Genomic DNA, 15,574 nt, shown 5'->3' on the forward strand with positions numbered 1-15,574 from the left:
ATCCTCCGCCAGTACCACCCGGTGCCGCATCGGTTCGATGAGCTTGGCTCCATGGGCTCCGTGCCGCCATCCCATTGGCGGCCGTTATTGCAGCAGCTGAACCTGGAGTCAGTGGCCGGTCTCAACCTCAGGGCCCAGGCGGTATCCAACGCCATCGCCGAGGACGGCGTAACTTACAACGTCTACGAAGACCCTCGTGGCGATACCCGCCCGTGGGAAGTGGACCTGCTTCCGCTGGTGCTGGGTTCTCATGAGTGGCAGTGGCTTTCGAAAGCCGTCGCCCAGCGGGCGGAGCTGCTGGACAGCGTTCTGGCCGATCTTTATGGCGAACAGTCGCTTTTAAAAGAAGGGCTTATGCCACCGGCCCTGGTCTATGGACAGGCGGGCTTCCAGTGGCCTTGCCAGGGCATCCAGCCTGCGGGTGGCCGTTTCCTGCACCTGTACGCCGTGGATCTGGCGCGCGCGCCGGACGGCGGCTGGTGGGTGATGGCGGACAGAACCCAGGCGCCTTCCGGGGCTGGTTACGCGCTTCAGAACCGGCTGGTGATTTCCCGGGCGTTCCCGGCGCCGTTCCACAACTTGCCGGTGACCAACCTTTCTGAGTTTTTCCAGGGCTTTCAGAACAGCCTGGCGGGTATGTCGCCAGCCGGAACCGAATCGCCGCTTTGCGTGCTTCTGACCCCCGGGCGGTTCAACGAAACCTATTTCGAACACGTGTTCCTGGCCCGTTATCTGGGGTTCCCCCTGGTTGAAGGCCAGGATCTGACCGTGCGTGATGACACCGTCTACCTGAAAACCCTCCAGGGCCTGCGCCGGGTGCATGCCATCTATCGCCGGCTGGACGACGGTTTCTGTGATCCGCTGGAGCTTCGCGCCGATTCGGTGCTGGGTATTCCCGGGCTGCTGGGTGCGGTGCGGGCAGGCAAGGTGCTGATGGCAAATGCCCTGGGATCAGGCGTTCTCGAGAGTGCCGCGTTGTTCGGCTTCCTGCCCGAGATCTCGAAGAAATTGCTGGGCTCGTCTCTTGTCATGCCATCGGTGGCGTCCTGGTGGTGTGGTGAGAAACCGGCCCTGGACTATGTGATCGAGCACCTGGACGAACTGGTGATCAAGCCAGCGTTCGCGAGCATGCGCATGGAACCGGTATTCGGCTATCAGGTGAAAGGTGCCGAGCGGGAGGCGCTGATCAAGAAGATGCACGCCCATCCCCATGCGTTTGTCGGGCAGGAACTGGTGCACCTGTCGCAGGCACCGGTCTGGAAGGGAGACCCGAACCAGCCACTGGAAACCCGGTCTATCGGCTTGCGGTTGTTCGCGGCAGCCACGCCTTCGGGCTGGCGGGTCATGCCCGGTGGGCTGACCCGGGTGGCTATGGATGAGGGTGTGGAAGTCATCTCCATGCAGCGGGGTGGACTTTCAAAGGATACCTGGGTGCAGGCTCGCTATACGGCACCCTCCAAATCGCTGATCAAGAAACGTCTGCAGGTTTCCGACCTGCTGGACGGAGAGCGGGACACGCCCTCGCGGGTGGGCGAAAACCTGTTCTGGATGGGCCGGCACTCGGAGCGGGCGGAAGGTACCGCCCGGTTGTTGCGGGCGGCTTTCAACCGCCTGTCGGGGCACGACCAGGCCAGCGAGGAAGCCCTGCTCGGGCTCCAGCAGGCGGCCGAGCAGTTCGGCACTCTACCGGAACCTGAAGAAGACGCGGTACCCGAGCCGCTTCCAGACGTCTTGCTCAGGGCGGTGAGCGACGTGACATCCCCTGGTTCGATCGCGGCCATTCTCCAGGCGCTGCTGTTCAATGCCAGCCAGGTTCGGGATCGGCTGTCCTCCGACAATTGGCACACGCTTAATCGGGTGGGTAAGCCCCTGAGACCGGCGCCAACCACCCCGGACCAGTCCATCCGGGCGTTGAATCTGGTGTTGCTGGACTGTATCTCCCTGGCCGGCTTCGCCATGGATGACATCACACGGGATGCCAGCTGGGTTTTCCTGGTGATCGGTCGGCGCCTGGAGCGCCTTGCCAATCTCTGTACCCTGATCTGCGTGCCGTTGTTGAGCGACAGATTCAGCCGTCAGGCGATGCTGGAGTGGCTGCTGGAAGTGGCCAACTCGGAAGTGACCTATCGGACCCGATACCGTAGGACACCGGAGTTGCTGGGCGTCATTCATACCCTGGTGATCGACGCGAGCAACCCCCATTCGGTGATGTTCCAGCTGCGGCAGCTACAGAAGGATCTGCCGGAGATGAGCCGGAAAACCGGCCAACTCTTCCCCCCGGACCTGAACGAATCACTTCAGCGTCTCCAGGCACTTGATCTGCACCCATTTGAGCGCAAACGACCGGACAAAGCCTGCGAGGTTCTGGCGGAGTTGTTGTACGACATCCGGTCGGAGGCCTATCGTGTATCGGATGAAATCCAGCGGCAGTGTTTCATTCACACCCGGTATTCGGACCGGCCTGTGAAACCGGATTGAGGGGGCTGTCATGACATTTGTCCGTTACCATGTGCGTCATGAGACCCTGTACCAGTACGACCAGGTGGTGGGGGAGTCCCATCATTTGCTGAGGCTGACGCCACGGGCGCTTCCGTGGCAGAGAAACCTTGAGCACCACTTGGCGATCTCGCCGGAGCCGTCGGCACGGCGCTCGTTTCTCGACTGCTTCGGCAACCGGATCACCAAGATTCATTTCACCGGTGACCACGAGTACCTGGAGATCGTCAGCGAGTTCTGGGTGGAATTGCGCGACCGGCCGAAGCCCTCGGCTGCGGCTGCCAAGGTGCCCTGGGAGGCCGTGCGCGATAGCCTGCGGTACCGTGCAGACAGGAAGTTCCCGCCGGACCATCTTCAGGCCACGGCGTTCCGATTTGTCTCCACCAACGTGCCCATTGATTCCCAGTATGCCGCCTACGCACGAGAGGCCTTTCTTCCGGGCCGGCCCCTGGTGGAGGCGGCAGATGCCCTGATGCGGATGATCCATCGGGACTTCAAGTTCGATGCCTCGGCAACGGAAACCTTTACCCCGGTGGAACAGGCCTTCAAGGCCCGTCGAGGCGTTTGCCAGGATTTCTCCCACATCATGATTGCCTGCCTGCGATCGGTCGGCCTGGCTGCCCGCTACATGAGTGGTTATATCCTCACCCATCCGCCCGAGGGCAAGGAGCGACTGGTCGGGGCCGATGCCACCCATGCCTGGGTGGCTGTGTTCGTACCGGATTTTGGCTGGCTGGAGCTGGATCCCACCAATGCCCTGAGGCCGGATCTGGAACACATCACCCTCGGCTGGGGCCGTGACTTTTCCGATATCACACCGATGCGGGGCGTGCTGCTGGGCGGCGGTGAACATGAACCGGAGATTGCCGTGACCGTGGTGCCCGAGGAAGAGTTCGCCTCACTGTACGGCGACGGCGAAACCTATCTGGAAGAACTGTCGACTTAACCGAATTCACCCGTCCGGCTGTGGTTAAGCTTATCCATACGTTCACTTCCTTACGGCAGAGTGCCGCGTAGCAAGCTATGCTTGCTGGCTTTCGATGGCACCCGGACGACATGGAATGATTGAGACGTTTTTCTCCACCTACATCAGCAGCACCATTCGCTTTCTGTTCCTGCTGGCGCCATTTTTCGTGGTGACCATGTTTCTGGCACTGACCCGGGGTTTGCCGGCAACCGAGAAGACATCGATCATTCGCCGTGCCTGTGTGTCGGCGTTTATTCTCGGCGTGATCCTGTTCTTTGCAGGTCCGCTGCTGTTCAGCGCCATTGGCATTACTCTTAATTCGTTCCGGATCGGTGCTGGCAGCCTGCTGTTTCTGACCGCCATCAGCTTGGTGACCAGTGGTACCCGGAATCACGCCACAGGATTGCCTGATGAGGATCGGGACGATATTGCCGTCGTGCCCCTGGCCATTCCGGTGATGATTGGCCCGGCCACCATTGGTGCAATCATGGTATACGGTGCGGAACTCAACCGGGTCTCCGAGGTGGTTGGCGGGCTGCTGGGGCTGGTCTCCAGCCTGCTGATCCTGGCGGTTCTGCTGCACCTGTCAGGCTATCTTGAGAAAGTGCTGGGCAAGACCGGCCTGAACATCATGTCCAAGATCAGCGGTCTGATCCTCTCGGCCATGGCGGCTGAAATTGTCCTGACGGGTATTGCCGGTTTTATTGCCTCCACCTAAAGTAATCGGCGTTCCGTTGTTGCTGCAGGGTGTCTGATGTCTGCCAATACCATTGAACACAATCGCAAAAGGCACGATTTTGCCGGTGTCGAGTCGGTCTGGCTGTTTGGTTATGGTTCTCTGATCTACAAGGTCGATTTTCCCTTCCTGGAACAGCGTCCGGCGTCGATTCGGGGCTGGGAGCGGCGGTTCTGGCAGGGGTCCCACGATCACCGGGGAACCCCCGAGGCGCCTGGCAGGGTGGTAACCCTGATAGAAAAACCGGAGGCCGTCTGCAAGGGTATGGCATTCCGGGTGTCGCCCAATGTGTTCGAACATCTGGATGTCCGGGAGAAGAACGGCTATCTGCGCCTGAGTACCAGGCTCACCTTCGACGATGGCAGCCATGCCGAGGGTCTGGTTTACATTGCCACCGAAGACAACGAAGCCTTCCTCGGCCATGCGCCGGACGCCGACATTGCCAAGCAAATCGCCTCTGCCTCGGGGCCCAGTGGTCCCAATGCCGAGTATCTGTTACGGCTGGCTGAATCGCTCCGCGCCCTCGGTGCCGATTGTCCCCACACGTTTGCCCTTGAATCCCACCTGAAGTCTGCCTTCGAAAACGACACGAAGGGCCACTAGAACGTCAAGCAGACCGGGCATTTCGTAAAGATCCTGCAAAGCCCGCCCCGGGGCACTGACATTCTCTCCCGGTTCGATAATCTGGGTTCAGAGGCATCCGGCACTGGGTCCGGATGCAGGATCCGTCTCTGAACAGAACGGGAGAATCATCATGAAACGATTGTTGATCGGAAGCCTGATAACGGCCTTCCTGATGGGATCTGCTCCGGTGATGGCCGACGATGACCGCCGTGGTCACGGCTGGCAAAAGCACCATGAGCGGGGCAATGCCCTGCCGCCGGGCCAACAGAAAAAGTTCCTGCAGGCCCATTACCGCGACGACCGTTATGATCGGCATCATCACAAGCCCCGGCACCACAAGCAGCATAAGTGGGACCGAAAGTACCACGATCGCCACAGATATCATGCTGACAAGCGCCACTGGGGCAAGAAACACAAGCGCGATGTCTATCGTGACCGCTATGACCGCCGGCGTGACTGGCATCGCCACCATTCGGGCCATTACCGCATCAAGCTGGGCTACGGTGACGGATTGCCACCGGAGGCCAGGATCGGTCGGATCATTCACGACACTCATGTGCTAATCGAATCTTCCCGGCACTGAATGACGCCTCCCGGCCCCTGGGTTCCTGTTGCTCAGGGGCCGGATTGAATCCCCTGGGCGGTTCCCTGCGCCGGTGCTGCAACCCGATCAGCAGCAAGGGCACAACAATCATCAGGCTGCCCGCCAGGAACCACAGGTCGGGCACTTCCCCGAACCAGATCCAGCCAATCCCCACGGCCCAGATCAGACCAGTGTACTCGGCGCTGGTAACCTGGTTGGCATCCACCTGCCGGTAGGCCAGCAGCACGGTAATGTTGTAGCCCAGAATGAACAGCGCCGAGCCCATGGCGCCGATCAGGATGCCCGAATCCCATTCGGCACCTTCCCACCAGGCCAGGGCACTAGCCGCTGGCAGAATCAGCAGGTAGTTCAGGAACAGTTTGTGGACGGTGCTCTGCTGTTTCGGCAGTTTCCTCACCAGTACGGCGTTGATGGCCAGGGCAAAGGCTGAGGCGAGTGCCGCCACGGCCGCCCAGTTGAATTCCACCGGCCGAAGGATAAGCACGATGCCGGCAAAGCCGCTGAACACAGCGGTGACGCTCAGTGGAGTCAGCTTTTCCCGGAACAGGAACACCGAGAGCACCATGACCAGGATCGGCGCTGCATAGAACACGGCGTTGGCAGTCGCCAGGGGCAGGTTGCCCAGGGCGATCACCATGCACAGAATTCCAGCCAGGTGAACGTGAGCCCGGAAGGTGTGGATTTTCAGGCCGGCGAACAGGTTTTTCCGGTCCAGTTGTTTGGCCAGCGGTAAAAGGAAGGCCAGGGTGATCAGGCAGCGCAGGAAAGCAAACTGGAACACCGGGGCGCCGGGTTCAAGCAGTTTGATGAATACGTCAGAGATCAATGCCATGGCGTTGCCGATCACCAGCAGAAGGATGGCGCTGTTTACGGTTTTTCCTGACATGTTTTTCTCCTCAATTCTACGACTCTGGGTGCACGAGCCCGGTCAGCAAATGGCTTCCGAAAACCGCTGCGAGTACGTCCATGTACGCTTGCTCCTCGCCTTCCATGGCTCCGAGCATTTTCGGAAGCCATTTGCTGCCCGGGCTCCCCTAACTGGCTCAGGCATTCTATTTGGGCTTTAATATCCGATAAAATGATCATTATTCACGACCGATTAGAAAATTAGATAATGAAGCTACCACCCCTGAAAGCCCTGCCCGTATTCGAAGCTGTTGCCCGTCTAAACAGCTTTTCCCTTGCAGCAGAAGAGCTGGCGGTGAGCCAGAGTGCGGTCAGTCACCAGATCAAACAGCTGGAAACCTATCTGGGGGAGCAGTTGTTCTGGCGCAGTGGGCGAACGCTGTCGTTGACCGATGAGGGGCGGCAGTATCTGGATGCAGTCAGCTCGGCGCTGCTGCAGATTGAGCGGGCCAGTGAGCAGTTGCTGGGCCATGAGGAGTCCTTGCTGCGGCTGTCGGTGTTCAGCTCGTTTGCTGTTCGGTGGTTGGTGCCCAGGTTGCCGGATCTGAAGCGGTTGCATCCGCAGCTGGATCTGTCGCTGGAAATGAGCAGTCAGAATCCGGTGTTGTCGGATCGGGTGGCGGATTGCTTTGTTACCGTTAAACCCACGTCGCCGGCGTTCAGCTATGAACTGCTTTACGAGGAGCGTCTGTTCCCGGTGTGCAGTCAGGACTATTGGCAGAAGATTCGTCGGGAACTGGACTTGGAGGAAGTGGCTGGCGACCCGTCATCGGTCTCGTTGACGCCGGAAATGGTGGCGGAGTTTCCGTTGTTATCGACCTACAGTATCTATGACCGGCAGGGCGGGGACTGGGAAGCCTGGTACCGCGAGGCGGGCCTGGAACTGCCCCGATCGAGCCGTTTGCTGCATTCAAGCCATATGCTGCTGTCGCTGGAAGCCGCGCGCTTCCACCAGGGAATCGCATTGACCAACGATTACATGCTCAGTACCCGCAAGGATTCCAGCGACTTCGTGCGCTTGCCCTGCCACTCCGTCATGACGGGCGATATTTTCTATTTTGCATGGAAAACCAGCCGGCGCCTTGAACGAGGGATTCAGCTCCTTCGCCGGTGGCTGGTCGCAGAGGCGATCAGTTCAGGTTTGCGTCCGGAAGAGGTATCTCAGTAAACACCCGGTTTATCCGGCGCCTTCGGGGTGAAGGCGCACCGGTCCGGTTTGATATCCAGTAGTGGCGTTCCGTCCAGACAGTCCAGGCCGCGCACAACCAGCGTTCCTTTTTCGACGCGAACCAGTTTGACCATGGAGGTGCCGATCGGGTTGGGCCGAACCGGCGATCGCAGGGCAAAGGTGCCAAGCGTCTGGCCATCGCTTCTAGGGCTTTGCCGGATCAGATCCCGGCGGCTCTGGTCAAGCCAGTAGAGCACTTCGATGGTGTCATAGTTTTCAAGGCCCACCAGGGCCTGGTGCCAGACCGGGTCCAGAACCAGCTGGCATTCCGGACCATCGATGTTGCCCTGGCGCGGGCAGTCTTTCCGGTCGCGCCAGGGCGTGCGGATGGTGCCGATGAAGCGAAGCGAGGCATCGGAGGCCGGTTCAAGTTCCACGGCCTCCTCGTTGGGTCGCAGATCTCCGGGGTCGGTCATGGGCTGATCTGCACCTTATTTCTCTTCCCGTGGCGGACGTTCGACGACCTTGCGCTTGCCCTTGGCGCAGCGTGAAAGCGCTTTCAGGCCATCGGCATCGAACGCATCCACGCGGATCACATCGTAGAGTGCCTCCAGTGCTTCCAGCAGTTTGTCGCATTCGTCTGCCTTGACCACGCCCTGGGCGCAGGCCCAGTCCACCAGCTCCTTGCGCTGATGGCCCATCAACAGGTCAATGCCGCCCAGTTCGTCCTCATCGCGGTTGCGCATGGCATCGTGGAGCCGGTGACGCATGTCCGCCGTTTCGTTGGCCAGCTTGTAGGCGTTCAGTACGCGGCCGAGCGGATCGTCCGGCTCCATGGTGGTGAAGGCGCCGCGACTGATGCGCTGGCGTACCGGGGTGTCCTTGACGATGGATTCCGCGACCTTTGCGCCGAGCTTGTCATCCGGACCGTTCAGGCCGGTGGCGCCCAGCGGGAACACCAGCAGGCGCAAGGGCCAGCGCAGGGCCGGTACCGGGAAGTTGATGATGGCCTCGCGCATGGAGTCCTGGAGGTCTCTCAGGCAGGTCTTCAGGCACCATTCCACCAGCGGCCGCTGGTCGTCCGGGTAGCCTTCCTCATGCCACTGCTTGATGACGGCGGTGGCGTAGTAAAGCTGTACCAGGCAGTCGGCCATCCGACCGGAGAGCCGCTGGCGGGCCTTGAGGCCGCCACCAACGGTCAACAGGGTAACGTCGGTCATCAGGGCGAAAGCCGCAGAGAACCGGGCCAGTTGCCGGTAACAGGGCTTGATATCGCCCTGCCGTGGCACCGATTCAATCCAGCCCCGGGTCAGCCCCAGCAGTAATGCTCGCAGGGCATTGCGGGTGGTGTGGGCCAGGTGACGATAGAAGATACCGTCGAATTTTTTGGCCGCCTTGTCCTCATCTTCCATACCCGCGGCTTCAATTTCTTCAACAATGAATGGATGGCAGCGGATGGACCCCTGGCCAAAGATCATCAGGCTTCGGGTAAGGATATTGGCGCCTTCCACGGTGATACCGATGGGCACCGCCTGGTAAGCCCGGGCCAGGAAATTGCGAGGCCCTGTGATAACGCCGCGGCCCGCCACCACGTCCATGGCGTGGTTGATGACTTCCCGCATCAGGTCGGTATTGCGGTATTTCAGCACGGCGGACGGTACCGAGGGCCGCACGCCACGGTCCAGCATGCCGGACGTCAGCAGCCGGGCAGCGTCCATCATGTAGGTGTAGCCTGCGATGGGCTCCAGGGCTTCCTGCACGCCTTCAAACTGGCTGATAGTCCGGCCGAACTGCTCCCGGGTGTAGGCGTAGGAGCCGGTGGCCAGGCTGGCCACCTTGCCGGCACCGGTGCCGAGGGCGGGCAGGGAGATGGAGCGGCCGATAGACAGACACTCCAGCAGCATGGTCCAGCCCTTGCCGAGCATATCCTGGCCGCCGATGACCTGTTCCATGGGAATGAACACGTCGTTGCCCCAGGTGGGACCATTCATGAATACGGTGTTCATGGGCAGGTGGCGGGCACCGGCGTTGACACCGTCTGTGTCCTTCGGCACCAGTACACAGGTCACACCGATTTCATCGGAATCGCCCAGCAGCTTGTCCGGATCATAGACCTTGATGGCCAGGCCGATCAGTGTCGCCACCGGGGCCAGGGTGATGTAGCGCTTATTCCAGGTGACTTTCAGGCCCAGCACTTCCTCGCCGTTCCATTTACCCTTGCAGACGATGCCTTTGTCTGGAATGGCGCCGGCGTCGGAGCCGGCCACTGGCGAAGTCAGTGCGAAACAGGGAATCTCGTCGCCGCTGGCCAGTCTGGGCAAGTAGTGCTGTTTCTGCGCATCAGTGCCGTAATGCATCAGCAACTCGCCCGGGCCAAGGGAGTTGGGCACCATTACGGTGACCGCGGCCGACACGCTCCGGGTGGAAATCTTCATCACGATTTCGGAATGGGCGGTGTTCGAGAAACCCAGGCCGCCGTCTTCTTTTGGGATCACCAGACCGAAAAAACCGTTCTCACGGATGAACTTCCAGACCTTGTCTGGCAAGTCGTATTGCTCGTGAGTGATTTTCCAGTCGTCGAGCATGGCGCAGAGCTTTTCTACCGGGCCATCCAGAAAGGCCTGCTCTTCGCTGGTCAGATGCGCGGGCTTGGCGTCTAGCAGCTTGTTCCACCTGGGCTTGCCTGAGAAGAGTTCGCCGTCCCAATCCACCGAGCCGGATTTCAGGGCCTCGGCTTCGGTATCCGAGAGTTTCGGCAGCCGGCTGCGCACCCAGCCCAGCAGGGGGCGGCTGAGCTTGTCGAGGCGCAAATCGCCGGGAATCACCAGTATCAGCGCCAGGGCCAGCAGAACGCCGCCGCACAGAATGCTGATCAGGTGCCATTCATCCTGGAACAGGCCCACAACGGTGGCAATGGACATGACGGCAGCGGCTGTGCTGCCCCCTATACCCAGATAGATCAGCACCAGGGCGCTGACCAGCAGGAGAAGAACACTCATGGGGAGACCTCCGTATCGTGAATGCAATCGCTCAGAATCAACTTTAACCATCGGTCAAAGTCCATGCGGTTGCAAGGGGTTCCGGGGCGGTATGTAAAGATTGATTGCGGTAATGAAAAGTCTTGTCAAAAAACCGGGCTGAAGAGGTTATTGATTGATCCAGACTGCAACTTTTAGAGAACACATAGCCTCATTCAATAAAAAGTGTCCGGAGTGTAAACATGTTTGGCCAGCTCACCGTTGCGAAACGCCTCGCCCTTGGCTTTGGTCTGATTCTGTCCCTGGTCATTGCGGTCAGTTTGATTGGCAACCAGCGGGTCGGTTTTATCGACCGGACCCTCACCGACGTGGGCGATGGCGCTGCCGTAAAACAGCGATACGCGATCAATTTTCGCGGCAGTGTCCACGATCGGGCCATCGCCATCCGCGATGCGGTGCTGGTGGAGAACGACCGGGATCTGCAACGGCACCTAGCCGACATCGAGCGGCTGAAAGCGTTTTACCGGGATTCCGCGGGCCCGATGGATGCCATGTTCCGGGAAGAAGGCGCAACCAGCCGGGAAAAGGAACTTCTGGCCGCGATCAAAGAGATAGAGCTCAGGGCCCTGACCCTGACCGACGAACTCCTAGATCTCAGACTGGCCGGCAACATCGACCGGGCCCGGTCGTTTCTGCTCAGCGATGTGTCCGGCGCCTACTCTGAGTGGCTGAAGCGGGTGAACGCCTTTATCGATTACCAGGAAGACGTGGTCACCACCGGCGTCGATGAAGTACGGGAGGCCGCCAGTACATTCAATGCCTTGAACCTGTCAGTGACCGGTCTTGCGGTGGTTCTCGGTGCTCTGGTAGCCCTGGTGATCATCCGCCGACTGAAGAAGATTCTTGGCGGTGAGCCGGAGGATGTTGCACGGGCCATTCGCCAACTGGCTGACGGGGAGCTGGACCAGGATATTCAAACCCGATATCCCGACAGCGTGATGGGCGCGTTGCAGGATACAGTTGAGCGACTGGGCGGCATTATCCGGGAAGTCCGGTCGGCGGCCGAAGAGCTATCCAGTTCTTCGTCTGAACTTGAAAACACCTCGGACAACAACAGCCAGCAGATCCGTCTGCAGGCCAGCGAAGCGGAACAGATGGCCACGGCCGTGAACCAGATGGCGGCCACGGTGAACGAAGTGGCCGGATTCGCCGCCAGCGCTGCAACCGCCACCCAGAAAGCCGATACCGAAGTAGAAAGTGGCAATCGCGTGGTGCAGGAAACGGCTGCTTCCATCGGAGAGCTGGCCGAGACCCTGGAGCAGGCAACCCGGACCGTACAGCGGGTGTCGGAGGACAGCGCGAACATCGAGAAGATCATCGAGGTGATCAACGCCATCGCCGAACAGACCAACCTGCTGGCCCTGAATGCTGCAATCGAGGCGGCCCGGGCCGGTACACATGGCCGGGGCTTCGCCGTTGTGGCCGACGAAGTCCGTTCCCTGGCATCCCGGACCCAGGATTCCACCCGGGAAATTCAGGAAATGGTTGGAAACCTCCAGGCCGGTGCCGGCGAGGCGACCGAGGTTATGGAAAGCAGCCGGGAACTGGCGCGCACCACGGTAGACAAGACCAGTGAGGCGGAGGCTGCCCTGGCCAGAATCCGCAGCGAGGTCGGCGCCATCAACGACATGAACGCTCAGATTGCCAGTGCGTCGGAAGAGCAGAGTTCCGTGGCGGAAGAGGTTAACCGCAATATCAGCCGCATTCACGATGCCACGGTGGAAACTTCAGCCGGCTCTGAGCAGGTGGCCGGGGCCAGCCGGGATCTGGCGGTGCTGGCCGGGCAACTGCGTTCCCGGGTCAGTGTGTTCCGGTTTAAAGGCTGAGCCCGCAGATCAACAGCGCCAGGGTTGCGAGCAGCACCGCGACGTTGATTCCCAGGAGGGTATTCAGCTGTACCGGGTTGGCGAGCGCACCTGGCAGTTTGACACTTACCCAGAGCGCTGCCGGCAGAGGCGCAAGGGCAAGAGTGGCCCATACCGGCAACCAGCCGATCCAGATTGCAGCCTCGAGAAGGCCGTAGCTGCTCAGTAACAGGAGCGCTACCAGGCGGGCCGCGGCTGGCTGCCCCAGGGTAATAACCAGATGCCGACGGCCGACTTTCCGGTCGGCGTCGGCGTCCGGAATCTGATTGATCAACAGCAATTCGCTGACCAGCAAAAGGCCGATGGCAGACACAGTCACGGCAGTTGCATCCAACCGTGCCCCCAGGGCGATCAGGCTGCCGAGAATCATGACCGGGCCGAAGCCCAGCCCCGGAGCCAGCAGGCAAATCAGCGGAGAACGGGTAATCCAGCGGGTGTACGTGAGCACCAGTGCCACGCCGGCGGCGCCTAGCACCAGCATGGGCAGGCCCCGGAGCCAGAGGAAGTAGAGGCCAATGGCTATCACCAGTCCCAGGGTGCCAAACCCGGCCAGCAAAACCTGTCTGGCGGCCGAGGGCACTTCCGGCAAGGCCCCACTGCCGCCGGAGAACGGGGTGCGGCGGGTCATCAGATCCAGCCCGGAGGTAAAGTCCTCGTATTCGTTGAGCAGATTGACGGCGGCATGAGCCAGCAGGGCGCCAATCAGAACCAGGAGAGTATTGATCAGGGTGGGTGGTTCGCCCTGGTGCCAGGCTACCGCCACGCCAAGGCCGGCGCACAGGGGTGCGAGTACCAGAAAATTGGGTCGGGAGGCGCGCACCACCGCAACGGTTTCAGACATCCGTTCTTTCCTCAGCTAACAGAGCCGGTCACCGGGCAGGCGTTCACACGTAGCCGGCGGCAAACACTAGGCCCAGCACAACGGGCATCACCACCAGACTGCCCAGGTTGCTTAATAATACCAGCGAGGCGACCGTGTGTGGCTCCTGACGATACTGTTCCGCCACCATGTAATTGAGCACCGCCGGAGGCAAGGCTGCGAATACCCAGAGCGCTGCCACCTGCAACCCGGGAAGATCGAGAATCGCAATCATTGGCCAGGCCAGTAGCAGGCCGCTGGCAGGGCAGGCAATGGCCCCCAGCATGCCCATTTTCCAGTCGCTGAAATCGATATCCAGCATGCGCACACCGAGGGCAAAGAGCATCAGCGGAATGCACACACCACCGAGCATGTTCAAGGTTTCCAGCAGCCACTCTGGCAGGGGCACGCCGCCGAGATTGACCGACAGCCCGGCAATACTGGCAAAGACGATGGGCAGCTTAAGGCGTTTTATGATGGAGGTATGGGGGTCGAGCATGTACAACCCCACCGAAAAGTGCAGCAGCATTTCCACGATGAACAGCACGATGGCTGCCGGCAGGGCCTCATCACCGAAGGCCAGAACCAGCAGCGGAATGCCCATGTTACCGGAATTGTTGAACATCATCGGTGGCAGGAAGGTCTTCAGGTTCAGCTTCAGAACCTTGGCCAGTGGATACAGGACAATCCCCGATCCGAGTACAACCACCGTGGCGGCCAATGCCAGCCTGGCATACTCCTGCAGCGGGGCCTGCTGGTCTGCGAGCACGGCAAAGACCAGCATGGGTACAAACAGCTCCATGTTGAGTACGTTCAGCCCCTGGATGTCGGGCGTCCGATAGCGACCGTACAGGGCGCCGCAACCGGCGATGAGGAATACCGGCAACATGGTGGACAGGATCTGGCCAATCATTAAAAAGGCTCCGGGAGAAAATTCGGCATTGTTATTGGATAAACCGTTAGGTTCGCAAGTATTGCCCTGCCTGGGCAAGTGTTTATCGACGATGTTCGACCAAAGCCGGATATGAACACGTTGACGACATCTCTGGACGACAGTTGCGATGGTGGCACGGGCCCACCACAATATCGTTTTTTACCACGTTATCTGCCCTGGAGAGTGCTTGTGTCCAGCCCGTTTGATCACCTCGTTCGCCGGGAACATACCTGTTCCGTCAAATTTGATGCCCGCAAGGCGGTATTTGGCACCGAGGATGTGATTCCGGTCTGGGTGGCCGATATGGATTTTGCGGCACCGGAGGCTGTCACCCAGGCGCTGGCCGAGAGGGCCAAACATCCGGTCTATGGCTACACGCTGTTTCCGGACAGTCTATACCAGTCGATGATTGACTGGTTCGCCAGTCGACATGGCTGGGAAATCCAGCGAGAGTGGATACTGATGGCGCCCGGCGTAGTGCCCTCGATCAACGCAGCCTGCATGGCTTACGCCGGGCCCGGTGAGGGGGTCATCATCCAGCCCCCGGTCTACCCGCCGTTTTTCAGTTCGGTGCGGCACAGTGGCCGGGTGGTGATCGAGAACCCGCTGGTGCCGGAAGATCCGGATACCGGAGATACGGGTCATTACCGCATGGATCTGGATCACCTGGAGCAGTGTGCGGCCCGCCCCGATGCCCGAATTCTGCTGCTGTGTTCGCCCCATAACCCGGTTGGCCGGGTGTGGTCGGAGGAGGAACTGGGGACAGTTCTCGATATTGCGCGACGACACCAGCTGGTGGTGGTGTCCGACGAGATCCATTGCGACCTGACGTTCCCTGACAAACCCCGCCACACGATGCTGGCGAACCTGGCCGGCCCTGACGACGCACTGGTCACGGCAGTCGCACCCAGCAAAAGTTTCAACATGCCAGGGTTGGGTCTGTCAGCCCTTGTGATCCCCGATGCGGACCGACGCAAGGTGATGAAGACAGTGTTCGAGTCCATGCATCTGCCCCAGTGCAATCCGTTCAGTATTGCCGGGTTTGAGGCCGGCTATCGGCACGGCGGCCCATGGCTGGACGACCTCATGGTCTATTTGCAGGCAAACCGGGACTATGTGGTGGAAGCTGTTGGCCAGCGACTGCCCGGTATTCGAGTGTCCTCTCCCGAGGGCACCTACCTCATGTGGCTGGATTGTCGCGAACTGGGCCTGGACGATGCAGGCCTGAAACGCTTTTTCGTCCGGCAAGCCGGGGTGGGCATGAACCCGGGGATTTCCTTCGGCGATCCGGGCAGCGGCTTTATGCGCCTGAACATCGGCTGCCCGCGGTCGGTTCTGGAAGAGGTTGTCGGCCGGATAGAAGCGGCTCTCTGACTA

13 protein-coding genes are annotated in these 15,574 nt (G+C 60.3%); 8 read left to right on the top strand and 5 right to left on the bottom strand.

The window, feature by feature from the left end; genetic code table 11:
* Window positions 1–51: 51 nt before the first annotated feature.
* The 5 genes from WA411_RS03135 (at window position 52) to WA411_RS03155 (ending at window position 5,406) form a co-directional block, all read left to right on the top strand.
* A complete protein-coding gene (locus WA411_RS03135; protein WP_370385326.1) occupies window positions 52–2,478 on the top strand; it encodes a circularly permuted type 2 ATP-grasp protein in 2,427 nt (808 codons plus the stop codon).
* 10 nt (window positions 2,479–2,488) lie between these two features.
* Entirely contained in the window at window positions 2,489–3,442 is a 954-nt protein-coding gene (locus tag WA411_RS03140; protein ID WP_291904757.1) for a transglutaminase family protein, read from the top strand.
* A 115-nt stretch (window positions 3,443–3,557) separates the two neighbouring features.
* Window positions 3,558–4,181, top strand: coding sequence for a MarC family protein (locus WA411_RS03145; RefSeq protein WP_222465671.1), 624 nt, complete (start codon window positions 3,558–3,560; stop codon window positions 4,179–4,181).
* A 36-nt stretch (window positions 4,182–4,217) separates the two neighbouring features.
* Window positions 4,218–4,802, top strand: a complete 585-nt coding sequence (locus WA411_RS03150) for a gamma-glutamylcyclotransferase (RefSeq protein WP_291904753.1) — start codon at window positions 4,218–4,220, stop codon at window positions 4,800–4,802.
* A 151-nt stretch (window positions 4,803–4,953) separates the two neighbouring features.
* The gene (locus tag WA411_RS03155) at window positions 4,954–5,406 is read left to right on the top strand and encodes a hypothetical protein (RefSeq protein WP_209399451.1); all 453 of its coding nucleotides are present in this window, start codon (window positions 4,954–4,956) and stop codon (window positions 5,404–5,406) included.
* Here WA411_RS03155 and WA411_RS03160 read toward each other — a convergent pair.
* On the bottom strand, window positions 5,363–6,313 hold the full coding sequence (locus tag WA411_RS03160) for a DMT family transporter (protein ID WP_291904751.1): 951 nt from the start codon (window positions 6,311–6,313) through the stop codon (window positions 5,363–5,365). The two genes, WA411_RS03155 and WA411_RS03160, sit on opposite strands and share 44 nt — an antisense overlap.
* Window positions 6,314–6,541: 228 nt before the next feature.
* Between WA411_RS03160 and WA411_RS03165 the strand changes: the two genes are divergently transcribed.
* Window positions 6,542–7,501, top strand: coding sequence for a LysR family transcriptional regulator (locus WA411_RS03165; protein WP_291904749.1), 960 nt, complete (start codon window positions 6,542–6,544; stop codon window positions 7,499–7,501).
* Here the strand turns inward: WA411_RS03165 and tsaA are convergent.
* On the bottom strand, window positions 7,495–7,977 hold the full coding sequence (gene tsaA / locus WA411_RS03170; protein WP_291904747.1) for a tRNA (N6-threonylcarbamoyladenosine(37)-N6)-methyltransferase TrmO: 483 nt from the start codon (window positions 7,975–7,977) through the stop codon (window positions 7,495–7,497). The two genes, WA411_RS03165 and tsaA, sit on opposite strands and share 7 nt — an antisense overlap.
* Window positions 7,978–7,992: 15 nt before the next feature.
* Entirely contained in the window at window positions 7,993–10,500 is a 2,508-nt protein-coding gene (locus WA411_RS03175; RefSeq protein WP_291904746.1) for an acyl-CoA dehydrogenase, read from the bottom strand.
* 221 nt (window positions 10,501–10,721) lie between these two features.
* On the opposite strand from WA411_RS03175, the gene WA411_RS03180 reads away from it, so the two are divergent.
* Window positions 10,722–12,365, top strand: a complete 1,644-nt coding sequence (locus WA411_RS03180) for a methyl-accepting chemotaxis protein (RefSeq protein ID WP_291904744.1) — start codon at window positions 10,722–10,724, stop codon at window positions 12,363–12,365.
* Here WA411_RS03180 and WA411_RS03185 read toward each other — a convergent pair.
* Together WA411_RS03185 and WA411_RS03190 are read right to left on the bottom strand one after the other, a co-directional pair.
* Window positions 12,355–13,245 carry a prenyltransferase gene (locus WA411_RS03185; RefSeq protein WP_291904742.1) on the bottom strand — a complete coding sequence of 297 codons (891 nt, stop codon included), beginning with the start codon at window positions 13,243–13,245 and terminating at the stop codon, window positions 12,355–12,357. The two genes, WA411_RS03180 and WA411_RS03185, sit on opposite strands and share 11 nt — an antisense overlap.
* 43 nt (window positions 13,246–13,288) lie before the next feature.
* A complete protein-coding gene (locus WA411_RS03190) occupies window positions 13,289–14,176 on the bottom strand; it encodes an AEC family transporter (protein ID WP_209399457.1) in 888 nt (295 codons plus the stop codon).
* Between the two features lie 210 nt (window positions 14,177–14,386).
* Here WA411_RS03190 and WA411_RS03195 point away from each other — a divergent pair, with 210 nt between their 5' ends.
* Entirely contained in the window at window positions 14,387–15,571 is a 1,185-nt protein-coding gene (locus WA411_RS03195; RefSeq protein WP_291904739.1) for a MalY/PatB family protein, read from the top strand.
* Window positions 15,572–15,574: the final 3 nt, after the last annotated feature.

Origin of the sequence: Marinobacter sp. CH_CUG1437-1, assembly GCF_037029655.1 — a bacterium.
GTDB classification, from domain to species: Bacteria; Pseudomonadota; Gammaproteobacteria; order Pseudomonadales; family Oleiphilaceae; genus Marinobacter; species Marinobacter salsuginis.

Coding starts and splice junctions, on each gene's coding strand:
- WA411_RS03175 (WP_291904746.1), bottom strand. CDS start 10,500: ATGAGTGTTCTTCTCCTGCTGGTCAGCGCCCTGGTGCTGATCTATCTG.
- WA411_RS03145 (WP_222465671.1), top strand. CDS start 3,558: ATGATTGAGACGTTTTTCTCCACCTACATCAGCAGCACCATTCGCTTT.
- WA411_RS03150 (WP_291904753.1), top strand. CDS start 4,218: ATGTCTGCCAATACCATTGAACACAATCGCAAAAGGCACGATTTTGCC.
- WA411_RS03190 (WP_209399457.1), bottom strand. CDS start 14,176: ATGATTGGCCAGATCCTGTCCACCATGTTGCCGGTATTCCTCATCGCC.
- WA411_RS03185 (WP_291904742.1), bottom strand. CDS start 13,245: ATGTCTGAAACCGTTGCGGTGGTGCGCGCCTCCCGACCCAATTTTCTG.
- tsaA (WP_291904747.1), bottom strand. CDS start 7,977: ATGACCGACCCCGGAGATCTGCGACCCAACGAGGAGGCCGTGGAACTT.
- WA411_RS03180 (WP_291904744.1), top strand. CDS start 10,722: ATGTTTGGCCAGCTCACCGTTGCGAAACGCCTCGCCCTTGGCTTTGGT.
- WA411_RS03165 (WP_291904749.1), top strand. CDS start 6,542: ATGAAGCTACCACCCCTGAAAGCCCTGCCCGTATTCGAAGCTGTTGCC.
- WA411_RS03160 (WP_291904751.1), bottom strand. CDS start 6,313: ATGTCAGGAAAAACCGTAAACAGCGCCATCCTTCTGCTGGTGATCGGC.
- WA411_RS03155 (WP_209399451.1), top strand. CDS start 4,954: ATGAAACGATTGTTGATCGGAAGCCTGATAACGGCCTTCCTGATGGGA.
- WA411_RS03140 (WP_291904757.1), top strand. CDS start 2,489: ATGACATTTGTCCGTTACCATGTGCGTCATGAGACCCTGTACCAGTAC.
- WA411_RS03135 (WP_370385326.1), top strand. CDS start 52: ATGGGCTCCGTGCCGCCATCCCATTGGCGGCCGTTATTGCAGCAGCTG.